The organism is SAR324 cluster bacterium (assembly GCA_015232315.1).
In the GTDB taxonomy this organism is placed as follows: Bacteria; SAR324; SAR324; order SAR324; family NAC60-12; genus JADFZZ01.
Window position 1 is genome coordinate 21,166 of sequence record JADFZZ010000045.1, and the last position, 11,558, is coordinate 32,723.

Genomic DNA, 11,558 nt, shown 5'->3' on the forward strand with positions numbered 1-11,558 from the left:
TTTTCATCCTGAAGAAACTGACTTATCTGTTTGAAATGGTTTGGAGTTCTCGCTTCACTCAGAATAACGAACTGGATGTTACCTGTTTATATTGAATCCAAAATGATCGAGACGCTATGAATGAACTGCTATGGACTGAGGAAGATACGGTCTTTGATGAAAAAATGGATGCACAACACCGGGATTTGTTCAAAATGATCGGGGTCTTCAGTCTTGCTGTGGCAGGAAAACTTGAGGATCAGCTCAATAATCTGTTCAAGTTTCTGGAACGCTATGTGGAATATCATTTCACAGCGGAAGAAGAATTGATGCGTCAATACAATTATCCGGGACTCCAGAGTCATGTTATCCAGCACCAGGCACTTCGAAACAAGGTTCATCTGGAATATGAGGATTTTCTTCGTGACAAAAACATATCCCCCGACCTGGTGGAATTTCTTCAATCATGGCTCAAAGACCATATCAAGGGAAGTGACCGTCAATATGGTGAATTTATCAGGGATTTGAGGAATTCGACTAACGATGAGGATTTGGGAAAATAATTTTTTTAAGCAAGGTCCGTTCAAATGGACGCCATTCCCCTTCAGGCTGAGCCAAACGTTCAGCCACCACATACAAGGCCATCGGATTGAAACATAATCCGGAATGACTGCCGATGACTTCAATATTTTCTGTCAATGGTGTGAGCATTTCGCACGCCCCCTGCCAGGCGACAATTCCATCCGTTCGTGTGAAAATCGAGGTAGAAGGTACTGGCGGTGGAATCCGGCGTTTTTTCAGGGTTTCCAGGTTGACGGTGGCTTTGTTGTGCGGATTGAATAAATGAAAGATCGTCTCGATGTTGTTGGCTTGGGGTGGGCCACTCATCGGGCTACCCATGGTGATGACCTGCCGGACAAATTCCGGGGCGTCTTTCGCCAGTTCCCTCGCAAAAATTCCACCCAGGCTGTGACCGACCAGACTGACTTTTTTACCATAAACGGTTGACAGATTTTCTATGCGTTTCAACAACCGTTTTCTCAACGGTGGCCTCATTCCCAGATTTCGTCCCTGATCCCAGCCATAAACTTCATAGCCCAGTCGGATCAATAAACGGCGTAAGGGCAGCGTCGATGCGTCTGTTGTTCCAAATCCGGGCAAGACTACCACCGGATGTGATCCATGAGGCGCAAAGGTTTCCAGTGCTTTTTTCCAGAGATAATAGGCGCCCATCTCTGGAACGATTCTGGTTTCCAGCAACAGCAGCCACAAAGACGGAGCGCGTATGTCGTCAAACGAGTGATTGTCCTGATGATTTTGGAACATTGTTGAACCCATTAGTAACTTGCGATCGTGTTTTTTATTGTGTACGGAGTTTGAAGAAACCATACCTGCAACACAATCCAATTGATCAAGGGGGGAGCATGTTTATCAATTCTGAAACAGTTGAGCAGATCCAGAAAAGCACAAAACTTGCGTTACGAAAAATACCGGTGCTGGCCGGAAGTTTAGGAATGCTGCTTAAAAAGAACAAGACCGAACGTTATTCGATTGGTAAACTGATAGAACAAAACGCCCGTTTATATGCCGGGTTTCCCGCGATTAAATTTGAAAACCGGACCATCAGCCATAAAACCTTCAATGAAGAATCCAATCGCTATGCCCACGCCTTGAGCAACGCTGGCATCAAAAAAGGGGATGCTGTGGCGGTTCTCATGGAAAATCGGCCTGAAATGCTGTTTTGCATTGTCGGCATTGTGAAAATTGGCGGCATTGCCAGTCTGATCAATACCAATCAACGGAAAAATGTGCTGACACACAGCTTCAAACTTTGCAATCCTGCCCTGTATCTCATCGGTGAAGAGCTCACGGAAGCCTTTCAGGAAATTCGTGGAGATCTGGATTTTTCAAAGCAACAACCTGTGTGGCATGTCGCGGATCACGGCACGGAATCTTGTCCTGATGGAATGCTATCGGCTGAAGCCTTTTTAAAAACAGCTTCGACTGACAATCCGTCTCAGCTCAGGGATGTTTGTCTGGGCGATCCCTGTTTTTATATCTATACCTCCGGAACAACCGGTCTTCCCAAAGCGTCCATCATGAGCCATCTCCGCTGGATCAAGGCCGCTTCAGGTCTGGGAGGTGTGTGCCTTGAACTCAAACCGGGAGATACCATGTATGCCCCGTTGCCCTTGTATCACAACACAGCCTTGACTGTAGCCTGGGGGGCGACCACCTATGCTGGTGCCGCCATTGCGCTTCGCCGTAAATTCAGCGCGTCCCATTTCTGGGAAGATACGATCAAGTTCAATGCCGTTGCTTTTTGCTACATTGGTGAATTATGCAGATACCTGCTCAATCAGGCCCCCCAACCCCATGATTCGCAAAACCCGGTCAAAAAAATGGTGGGCAATGGATTACGGCCTGATATCTGGAAAACTTTCAAAAACCGGTTTGATATTGCCGAAATATACGAATTTTATGGTGCCAGTGAAGGCAACATCGCATTTGCCAATCTATTGTCGCTGGAAAACACCGTCGGATTTTGTCCTGCGCCCTATGCGATTGTGGAATTTGATATCAATACGGAAGAACCCGTCAGGGATGGCAAAGGTTACATGCGTCGGGTCAAATGGGGCGGAACCGGATTGTTGCTTGGAGAAGTTTCTGAACGATACGCGTTTGATGGTTATACCGATCAATCCGCCAGTGAAAAAAAGCTGTTCAGGAATGTGTTCAAGAAAGGCGATGTATGGTTCAATACTGGCGATCTCATGAAAGATCAGGGTTTCCGCCATGCCCAGTTTGTGGATCGGGTGGGCGACACGTTCCGCTGGAAATCAGAGAATGTTTCCACAACGGAAGTATCTGAAGCGATCAATCAGTTTGCTGGTGTCCAGGAATCCACCGTATATGGTGTGGAAATTCCAGGATGCGTTGGCCGGGCCGGCATGGTCGCCGTTGTTCTTTCTGTTCCCATGGAAGCCTTTGATCTCAAAGGTTTTTACCAGCACCTTAAAAGTGAATTGCCGTCTTATGCGATTCCGGTTTTTCTGAGATTCCAGAAAGAACTTGAAATAACGGGAACCTTCAAACACCGTAAAGTGGAATTAAAAAAGGAAGGTTTTGATATTCACACCGTCACGGATCCCCTGTTTGTTCTGTTTCAAAAAGCAAAAAGCTATGTTGCTATCACTGAAGAAGAACATGCCGCAATCATGAGCGGTTCCCGATCTTTTTAAGGGAATAGAACAATGAAAGTACATTACGATGAAGAAATAGACGCTTTGTATTTACAGCTAAGTGATCAACCCCCTGATGGGGTTATTGAAATCACTGAAGGTGTAAATCTTGACACAACCAATGATGGGAAACTTACAGGCATAGAAATACTCAAAGCCTCCCAGAAAATTAATATTAACACAATTTTGTCCTATACTTTAGAATTGGATCACGGCATTTTGAAGCAAAAAGCTGTTGGACAATAAGTATTCAGTCATCAAATGGTAGGGGCGGACCAGCCGGTCACCCTGACTCAAAAAAGGATTTTATGAGCATTTACACCTTGCAGGGGCAGACTCCCCGGATTGATTCCACTGTCTATGTGGCGCCTGATGCCAACGTGATTGGAGATGTGACGATTGGTCCCAGATCCTCAGTCTGGTTCAGCACCACGTTGAGAGGCGACACCGCGCCGATCACTATTGGTGAAGAAACCAATATCCAGGATTTATCCATGGCCCATGCCGATCCGGGAAAGCCACTCATCATTGGCAATCGGGTCACAATTGGTCATCGTTGTGTGGTGCATGGTTGTGTGATTGAAGATGATTGCCTGATCGGCATGGGCGCCATTATCATGAACGAAGCGCGTATTGGCCGGGGAAGCATTGTAGGGGCAGGTGCCATCATTCTGGAAAAAACGGTGATTCCGCCATTTTCATTGGTGGTGGGTTCTCCCGGACAAGTTAAGAAAACCTATGACGAAACAATCCTGGCCACCATTTATCGCACCGCCAAAGTTTATATGGAACGGGGTGCTTTTTATCAGGAGCATCTTCAGATTCTCTGATTTCCCTTTTCCCTTTCCCCTTTTCCCTTTCCCCTTAAAAAGTACTGGCGGCCAGCATGATGGTGAGGGTTTCCCGGGTGAGATCGCGTGATTCATTTGATCCCTGAAACACATGGGCTGTTCCACGTCCAAGTGAATAAACCAGCCCGATTGTGAACGATGACGCATGGGTGTAGGAAGCATAACCAAAACTGAGGCCTTCCATGTTCAGATATTCATGAGGGCTGGTGGTATTCGCGTCCGGAGCCAACTGGTTGGTTCTGTTGGTGAAATATCCCGCACGGAGCGCATGGCCTTCATTCAGAAAATATTCAGTCCCCATCGATAAATTCCAGACAGCATTCAAATCAGCATCAGTTGCTGTGAAATAATCAATATCCATCGTGAACAGCATGAATGGCGAAGGGTACCAGGCTATTCCCAAACTCGTCTGAAGTGGTGTTTTACGTTTGTCAAAATCACTGGGGATTGGTGTGTAAGTCACCTGGCTGAGATCCCTGGCCGGCTCCAGAACCGCCTCTGACACAGCGGGTTTATAGCGTGAGGACGTGATGAGTGTTTTACTGAACGTCAATCCGAAGGTCAACGGTTCAACAGGTGAAAACTGAATCCCCAGTTTAGGCACATAGCCACGTTCCTTGAATTCAACATTCTGGTGGCTCCAATACACATCTCCATTGGAAAATGCCAAAAACTCATCCTGTTGCAAACGCAAGTCGCGTTCATGACGGAACAGACTGAGGCCCACTGAAAAAGAGGGTTGCGCCTGATACGCCCATGAAAATCCGGTTTGAGTGGTTATGTCCTGAAGATTCACATTCAGCACATAACGGTCGATGGGGGATGCCAGATTGTTGAGTTGGGTGAAGGTCTGATCCTGATGCTCAATCAAAATATCAGGCACCACATAAGAAAATGCCATGGCTACATGTCCAAATTTTTTAACAAAACCAAAAAAGTTGGGCAACGAAGAATCGCTTTTGCGAATCCAGTCATGGTTTTCAATGGTGTTCTGATACACTGTTTCCGAAGAATGCCTCGAAATCGCACTGCCTGAAACATTGTTTCCGGGCGCATACACCAAACCTGCGGGATTGTAATAGCCTCCGGATGCGTCGTCCGCAATCGCCACATAACTGCCGCCCATCGTTGCGGCCCGGTCGCCCACCAGTACATTTTTATAATGAACATCGTCTGCGTGAAGTCTGCCTGCCTGAACCAGCAAGAGCATGATTCCCACAAACAGTACAAAATAGAATTGACAGGGAAATTTATTGTTGATGGAGCGTGTCATAAAATCGCTTCTGATTGATTTTTCCAGGGGTTGTATTCACATTTTCAGCAATACTCCATTCCTGAAGTTTCAACACTCTTTGTGCGGGGGACGGATGCGTTTTACTCAGCACAGTCACAGTGTTTCCTGAAACCGGGGTTAATTTTTCCAGATAATCCAGATAAGGCTGAACCTGGTAGTTGGTGGACACCAGCGATTGTGCCGCATAAGAATCAGCCTCAAATTCATCCTTCTGCTCCAACCCCTGCTCAAACAGAAGTTTGTAAGCCTGCTCTGTCAGTTGATCAAAGACAACACGAAACGATTCGGTGCTACCACCAATCAGTTGTGCTAAGGTGGCGGATGTTGAATCATTTTTGCCCTTGATGTTCAGAGCCTGTACCACATGACGCAAATTGACGTGTCCGATTTCATGCGCGAGAACACCGGCCAATTCGGCTTCGTTGGTCATTTTCTGAATTGCTCCCCGCGTGATGAACACATATCCGCCGGGACAGGCATACGCATTGATGTCATCGGTGTCCAGCACGCCGAAATGCCAGGTCAGTTCATTTCGTCCGAGTTGAGCGGCAAGTCCGGAACCCATCAAGGCCACATAACGGTTCATGCGTTCCTCCTGATTCATCTTATAGCGTGATAAAATCCGGGCGGCGAGGTTCCGTCCAAACTGAATTTCAGCCCGGATATCATTTTCAGAAAAAGCATATTGCTGTTGCCATGCCCGTTGCCGAAAGGATTGAGCCTCTTCGGCATACAACAATCCATATCCCAGCAACAGCACCAATAACAAACCTGCCCGGACTTTCATCGTGCCTCCTCAAATTCGATAAATTGAATGGCTTCGGCTTCAGCAATCTGCTGTTTTTCAAGTTGTTCCACGGCGTCAAAATCAGTTCCTTCTTTGGAATTGATCCGTTCCCGTCCGGATTCAGTCAATCCTCTGGCCGCCGCTGTGCTACTGAAACTGGAGGCTCTGCGGCGTGCGCTGTCCGCAAGTTCGGAATTTTCATCCAGCAAAGAAACCTTGCCCGTCGGTGGTTGGGCCGCAAGCACCATTTTTGAAATCCAGCCCTGCTTTCCCTCAATCGCTACTTTCACCCACAGGCCTTGCGTTTCCAGTGATTCCACGGCCGCCCCCTGCGTGATCGTCAATATTTTTGTGGAATTCCCCTGTGGTTTTTCCAACAAAAATGCTTTAAAACTCCGGACATACAGCGTGTCCGCCTTGAGATCGCTGATGATTCCGCACCAGAAAATTCCCAGAATCGACAATACTTGACAATAACGTTTCATGAGGCCCCCCTGTTGAACTTTAAAATTTCAGATATTTTGATACCTATCTTCCAATTTATCTATTACGTTGCTCTGCACAAAGTCCAGATATTCAGCTTTAAAAATTTATTAGTCTATCGTTCCACAAACCATGAAACATGATTACTACACCGGAATCCTTGTCGGTATCGTACTGATGCTCGGGGTATCCGCAACACAGGCCCAAGCTCAGGAAAAATGCCTCACATGCCATAAAGAAACCATCAACTTATCTGTATTTCATAATCCGGATTCGATTGGTTGTGTTGCCTGTCATTTGGGGGATGCGATGGCCACAACCCTTGAGCTGGCACATGTCAATCTTGAAGCTTATCCGGGGCAATGGAACACGATTGACCAAACTTGCGGGAAATCAGGCTGTCATGCGGACTTGGCAAAAGTGGTCCAAACTTCGTTGATGAACACGATGCATGGTGTGATCAGCAAAACCCGCAGGATTCTTGACGGCAAAGAGACATCAAGCAGGAATTCACCAGATCAGCTTACCGCTGAAGGGGTTGATGACTATCTGAGAAAAATGTGTGTGTCCTGCCATTTGGGAAATAAACGGTCGCATCATCAGCAAACCCTGCTGGATCGTGGTGGCGGATGCGCCGCATGCCATCTCAAGGCAGGGCAGACCCGTGCCGCTTCTCAGAAAAACGTTAGAACCGGAAAACATCCTGAACTATCGCTGGCTGTGGACAACGACCGCTGTTTTGGCTGTCACAGTCGCTCCGGGCGAATTTCTCTCAATTATGTGGGATTGGCAGAAACGAGTGAACTCGATCCAAAACGACTGGCTGATTTTGGAACACTGCCTGATGGACGACTTGTGGAAAAACTGGCACCAGATGTTCACAGTTCGGCAGGAATGGCCTGTATTGATTGCCACACGGCCGATGAAGTGATGGGCGATGGCAAATCACACGCCACTCTTCAGACGCAACTGGATATTCAATGCGCAGACTGTCATGCGCCACAATTAACCTGGAAACCTGCGGAAGCCCTGACTCCAAGGGAACGACTGTATCCAGTGTTGTACAACCAGTCTGAGTTGTTGTCTCAGTCCAGGTTTATTGTGACATCCAAAAATAAGACCCCCCTGTTCCACGTATCCGAAAACTCAGGGAAACGTGTGCTGACTTCAAAAATTACAGGAAAAGCGCATCTCGTTCCGGTGATGAAAACGGGCAAGCATCATAATTTTACCCGGCATCAGCGGCTTTCCTGTGACAGTTGTCACAGTTCATGGGTTCCGCAATGTTATGGATGCCACATTTCACAGGATCCGGATCAAACCCAATGGGATCATATTTCTGCCAAACCCACTCCGGGCCGATGGCTTGAAAACGCATGGGCCATCAAGCATGGTCTGCCAGCGTTGGGAGTGGGGAACAATCAAAAAATCATTCCGTTTATTCCCGGAATGAATTTAAGCTTTAAACATCCTGAAACAGGAAAAACCATCAGCAGGAATCTGTTTGCCGCCATTTCGCCTCATACGACAAGAAACAGCCGCACCTGCAAAAGCTGTCATCAGAATGATCAGGCCCTGGGAATTATTACAAAACTGGAAACGTCTCCACAGAATAAAGATTGGAAAACGCCTGATGGATGGATTTTTGCCGAAAGTGACCTTCCGGGCAAAGCAACCAATCCCGGTGACAGGAGTTTCAACAGCCTGGAAATTCAGAAAATCAGGCAGGTTGGAAAATGTCTGGAATGTCATGCAGAAACCTACCGTGATTTTGATAGCACTTTGCCTCGACCTTCACGCCATCCTTGATCATCAAAATCAAGTAAGGATCATTCAAAAAATTAAATAAATAATTTTCAAAAATCCATTTCCTGCTGTGAATGCGTAGAGACGTGCTATAGCGCGTCTCTACAGACCTGAGAATATCTGTTTAAAATCTCCTCCAGCCAACCTTGTAACTGGTCAGTAGCAAATCTTGTAAAAAGAAATGGAATCCGCTAACTTACTTAACTCAAGGCCAGCTAAATACTTGAATTATAATTCTGGTACTCACGGAGAAGGATACTTATGCACGGTTTCATGAACTTTAGATTTTTATGGCTCATTCCTCTGGTGTTTTTAGTGATTCTTCTGTTCCGCAAGATTTTTCTCCAGAGCAGAAAATTGAATTCTCCAAAGGAACAGTCACTCCCCGGGATGGATCATCCGACGTCTGTCAAAAGCACTTCTTCAGAAAAAATACCTGAAGAACTAAAACAGGCTGGACTACAGGTGTTAGACAGCCTGGATTGGGACATTCGATTTTTGGAGAAGCAACGTTTAGAGGAAACAGACCCCATAAAACGACAGGAGCTTGAAGAAAAACTAAAACAAAAAAAAGCGGAATATCACACCACGGTAGAGCGGTTAAATCTCTGATGATACTTGATGCGAATGTATTAAAGAGCAGGCAAAAAACATCACAACCGGGTTTATCCTCATGACTGAGAAAAACATAAAACAACCAAACGCTATCAATATCCCGACGGATAGCATTTTAGAGAGCATTTCTGATGGTGTCTTCACGGTGGACGATAGATTGAAAATCACTTTTTTCAACCGCTCCGCCGAGAAAATTACTGGAGTGTCACGTGAAGACGCCATGGGTATGTCTTGTGCCGAAGTCTTTCGCTCCAGCATGTGTGAAACAGAATGCGCCTTGAAACAAACAATGGACAGCAATAGACAGATCGTCGATAGACATGGGTATATTGTCAATTCTGCGGGTGACAAAATCCCCATTAGTCTTTCGACAGCCGTATTGCGTGAAAGCAATGGTAAAATTATTGGCGGAGCGGAAACGTTTCGAGATCTTAGCGAAATTGAGGCCCTGAAACAGGAAATCAAAGGCCGGTTTAGTCTGGGCGATCTGATCAGCCACAGTTCAACCATGATGAAAGTTTTTGAACTTGCCTCTGCGGTCTCAGTCAGTTCCAGCACCGTGGTCATTCAAGGCGAAACAGGAACAGGAAAAGAACTCCTGGCCAGAGCAATTCATAATTTAGGCTCCCATGCCAAAGCCCCTTTCATTGCGGTCAATTGTGGAGCAATACCAGATACACTGTTGGAATCCGAATTGTTCGGTTATAAAAAAGGAGCCTTTACCGGAGCAGATAAGGACAAACCCGGACGATTTGCGCTGGCGGAAAATGGAACTCTGTTTCTGGATGAAATCGGTGAGATCAGCCCGGCTCTTCAAGTTCGATTGCTCAGAGTGTTGCAGGAGCATTGCTACGAACCCCTTGGAGCGACAACTTCAGTACAGACTGAGGCTCGAATTATCGTTGCGACCAATCGTGACCTGGAATCCATGGTACAAAAAGGCGAATTTCGCCAGGATCTGTTTTATCGACTCAATGTGATCACGATAGAACTTCCTCCTCTTCGACAGCGCAAGGAGGATATCCCCGCGCTTGTGGATCATTTTGTCAAGAGCTTCAACGTCTTGCAGAATAAAACTGTTTCCGGGGTCACCGAGGAGGTTCTTGTACTGCTCATGAGCCATGACTGGCCCGGTAATATCAGGGAGCTTGAAAATGTGATCGAGCGGGCCTTTGTGCTGTGTTCAACCAAATGGATCAGTGTGGAGCATCTTCCCAAAACGTTGACCGGCTTGAAATCACCTGTGGCCGATGTCCCGAATATGGAGTCTGTGAAACATATCGCTGAAGAACAATCCATCCTGAAGGCGCTTCAACGGAATCACTATAACAGAGCCGCGGCGGCTCGGGAGCTTGGCATCCACAAAACAACGCTTTACCGAAAAATCAAAAGTCTGAATATTTCTATTCCTGATGAGAACAACAGTCCTAAGTAAACGTCACTGACAGTTGCATTCGCGCTACTGTTTCATAAAAGAGAGTTGCATCCACGCTACCATTGCCCCCACCATCCATACTTCAGATAAATCTCCAACATACTGATTTGTTATCATATAGATGTTTATGCACGGCATCTGATAGCAATGGTCTATCTGATGCAGTTTTGTTGATACAAGAACAAAGCAGACATTGCAAAACATTGATTTTCCAGTTTCTTTGTTCAGAAGACAGTCGGTATCCCAAGGAACTGATGCTTGTATCAGAAATGAGATGCCGGATTCATCAAATACGGAAAATCACCATCATTGAAGGAGGAGTCGTATGCCGCGTGGATTTGGTAGAGGATCTGGAGTTTGTCGTAGAGGGGGAATCGGGTCGATTTTCAGACCATTTCCCCTGTTGCTGGCTGGAGGTGTGGCAGGGTATTTTTTATCTAAAAATAAACCCGCAACTGACAGAAAGTCAGAATCAGATGTTGAAGAGAAAAAGGTTACACCATCGGAAAATGTCTAGTTTTTCGATGAGGTCGTGTAACTTCAACATAACTTAAGGAGGTAGTGTTATGAGTGCTCACAGAATAGTAGGGGCAAGAGGTATTGGTGTTGTTGGAAGACGAGTCGCAATTGGCGGTGCAGGTCTGGGTGCGGGAATGGGCGCGGGAATGGGCGCTGGAATGTGTATGGGATTGGGACCTGTCGTAAATATTTTGCTGGGTCCAATTGGTTTGTTAACTGCCGCAGGGGTTGCCGGATATTATTTATTGCGTGATAAACCCGAAGAAACCACCGAGTGACAGGTAACAGACATGGACAACGTAAAACTTTTTCGTCCCAAACCGGACTCGATGATAAATCACGGGGGTTGCTCACCCCCGGTGCCGAGGCAAGCCTGATTTGGTGACGCGATTCGTCAAGGGATGATTCGCTAACCTCTAAACAGGCTTAACTTTGGACACATTTTTTTGTTAAAAGTTAATGTTGATAAAGAGGAGTGTTGAACGATTATTTTTTTCAAAATTAAAGCAAATTTTTATCTGAAACAATCCATCAACCGCTTCTGAGA

General features: G+C 46.3%; 12 protein-coding genes. 8 read left to right on the plus strand and 4 right to left on the minus strand.

Annotated features, from left to right (window positions below; translation table 11 throughout):
- Positions 1–116 precede the first annotated feature (116 nt).
- Positions 117–542, plus strand: coding sequence for a hemerythrin family protein (locus HQM11_19600; GenBank protein MBF0353241.1), 426 nt, complete (start codon positions 117–119; stop codon positions 540–542).
- Here the strand turns inward: HQM11_19600 and HQM11_19605 are convergent.
- Positions 517–1,305, minus strand: coding sequence for an alpha/beta hydrolase (locus HQM11_19605; GenBank protein ID MBF0353242.1), 789 nt, complete (start codon positions 1,303–1,305; stop codon positions 517–519). The two genes, HQM11_19600 and HQM11_19605, sit on opposite strands and share 26 nt — an antisense overlap.
- A gap of 98 nt (positions 1,306–1,403) precedes the next feature.
- Between HQM11_19605 and HQM11_19610 the strand changes: the two genes are divergently transcribed.
- The 3 genes from HQM11_19610 (at position 1,404) to HQM11_19620 (ending at position 4,051) form a co-directional block, all read left to right on the plus strand.
- On the plus strand, positions 1,404–3,221 hold the full coding sequence (locus tag HQM11_19610) for a long-chain-acyl-CoA synthetase (protein ID MBF0353243.1): 1,818 nt from the start codon (positions 1,404–1,406) through the stop codon (positions 3,219–3,221).
- A gap of 12 nt (positions 3,222–3,233) precedes the next feature.
- Positions 3,234–3,467: a DUF2283 domain-containing protein gene (locus HQM11_19615; GenBank protein ID MBF0353244.1), complete on the plus strand. Its 234-nt coding sequence runs from the start codon at positions 3,234–3,236 to the stop codon at positions 3,465–3,467.
- A gap of 62 nt (positions 3,468–3,529) precedes the next feature.
- Positions 3,530–4,051 carry a gamma carbonic anhydrase family protein gene (locus HQM11_19620; protein ID MBF0353245.1) on the plus strand — a complete coding sequence of 174 codons (522 nt, stop codon included), beginning with the start codon at positions 3,530–3,532 and terminating at the stop codon, positions 4,049–4,051.
- 34 nt (positions 4,052–4,085) lie between these two features.
- Here the strand turns inward: HQM11_19620 and HQM11_19625 are convergent, their stop codons facing one another.
- From HQM11_19625 to HQM11_19635, 3 genes are read right to left on the minus strand one after another with little or no spacing between them, the layout of a single operon-like run.
- Complete coding sequence (locus HQM11_19625) at positions 4,086–5,345, minus strand: aromatic hydrocarbon degradation protein (GenBank protein MBF0353246.1); 1,260 nt, start codon at positions 5,343–5,345, stop codon at positions 4,086–4,088.
- Positions 5,323–6,153: a M48 family metalloprotease gene (locus HQM11_19630; GenBank protein MBF0353247.1), complete on the minus strand. Its 831-nt coding sequence runs from the start codon at positions 6,151–6,153 to the stop codon at positions 5,323–5,325. Before HQM11_19630 ends, HQM11_19625 begins: the two co-directional genes overlap by 23 nt.
- Positions 6,150–6,638 (minus strand): SH3 domain-containing protein, encoded by a 489-nt coding sequence (locus tag HQM11_19635; protein ID MBF0353248.1) that lies wholly within the window; start codon positions 6,636–6,638, stop codon positions 6,150–6,152. The genes HQM11_19630 and HQM11_19635 overlap by 4 nt, the downstream gene beginning before the upstream one ends.
- 130 nt (positions 6,639–6,768) lie before the next feature.
- On the opposite strand from HQM11_19635, the gene HQM11_19640 reads away from it, so the two are divergent.
- The 4 genes from HQM11_19640 to HQM11_19655 all read left to right on the plus strand — a co-directional run bounded on the left by HQM11_19640 (position 6,769) and on the right by HQM11_19655 (position 11,289).
- Positions 6,769–8,445, plus strand: coding sequence for a hypothetical protein (locus HQM11_19640; protein MBF0353249.1), 1,677 nt, complete (start codon positions 6,769–6,771; stop codon positions 8,443–8,445).
- 258 nt (positions 8,446–8,703) lie between these two features.
- Positions 8,704–9,054: a hypothetical protein gene (locus tag HQM11_19645; GenBank protein ID MBF0353250.1), complete on the plus strand. Its 351-nt coding sequence runs from the start codon at positions 8,704–8,706 to the stop codon at positions 9,052–9,054.
- 61 nt (positions 9,055–9,115) lie between these two features.
- Positions 9,116–10,492: a sigma 54-interacting transcriptional regulator gene (locus HQM11_19650; protein ID MBF0353251.1), complete on the plus strand. Its 1,377-nt coding sequence runs from the start codon at positions 9,116–9,118 to the stop codon at positions 10,490–10,492.
- Between the two features lie 566 nt (positions 10,493–11,058).
- Positions 11,059–11,289, plus strand: coding sequence for a hypothetical protein (locus tag HQM11_19655; protein MBF0353252.1), 231 nt, complete (start codon positions 11,059–11,061; stop codon positions 11,287–11,289).
- Positions 11,290–11,558: the final 269 nt, after the last annotated feature.

Coding starts and splice junctions, on each gene's coding strand:
- HQM11_19630 (MBF0353247.1), bottom strand. CDS start 6,153: ATGAAAGTCCGGGCAGGTTTGTTATTGGTGCTGTTGCTGGGATATGGA.
- HQM11_19650 (MBF0353251.1), top strand. CDS start 9,116: ATGACTGAGAAAAACATAAAACAACCAAACGCTATCAATATCCCGACG.
- HQM11_19645 (MBF0353250.1), top strand. CDS start 8,704: ATGCACGGTTTCATGAACTTTAGATTTTTATGGCTCATTCCTCTGGTG.
- HQM11_19635 (MBF0353248.1), bottom strand. CDS start 6,638: ATGAAACGTTATTGTCAAGTATTGTCGATTCTGGGAATTTTCTGGTGC.
- HQM11_19615 (MBF0353244.1), top strand. CDS start 3,234: ATGAAAGTACATTACGATGAAGAAATAGACGCTTTGTATTTACAGCTA.
- HQM11_19640 (MBF0353249.1), top strand. CDS start 6,769: ATGAAACATGATTACTACACCGGAATCCTTGTCGGTATCGTACTGATG.
- HQM11_19600 (MBF0353241.1), top strand. CDS start 117: ATGAATGAACTGCTATGGACTGAGGAAGATACGGTCTTTGATGAAAAA.
- HQM11_19625 (MBF0353246.1), bottom strand. CDS start 5,345: ATGACACGCTCCATCAACAATAAATTTCCCTGTCAATTCTATTTTGTA.
- HQM11_19605 (MBF0353242.1), bottom strand. CDS start 1,305: ATGTTCCAAAATCATCAGGACAATCACTCGTTTGACGACATACGCGCT.
- HQM11_19620 (MBF0353245.1), top strand. CDS start 3,530: ATGAGCATTTACACCTTGCAGGGGCAGACTCCCCGGATTGATTCCACT.
- HQM11_19655 (MBF0353252.1), top strand. CDS start 11,059: ATGAGTGCTCACAGAATAGTAGGGGCAAGAGGTATTGGTGTTGTTGGA.
- HQM11_19610 (MBF0353243.1), top strand. CDS start 1,404: ATGTTTATCAATTCTGAAACAGTTGAGCAGATCCAGAAAAGCACAAAA.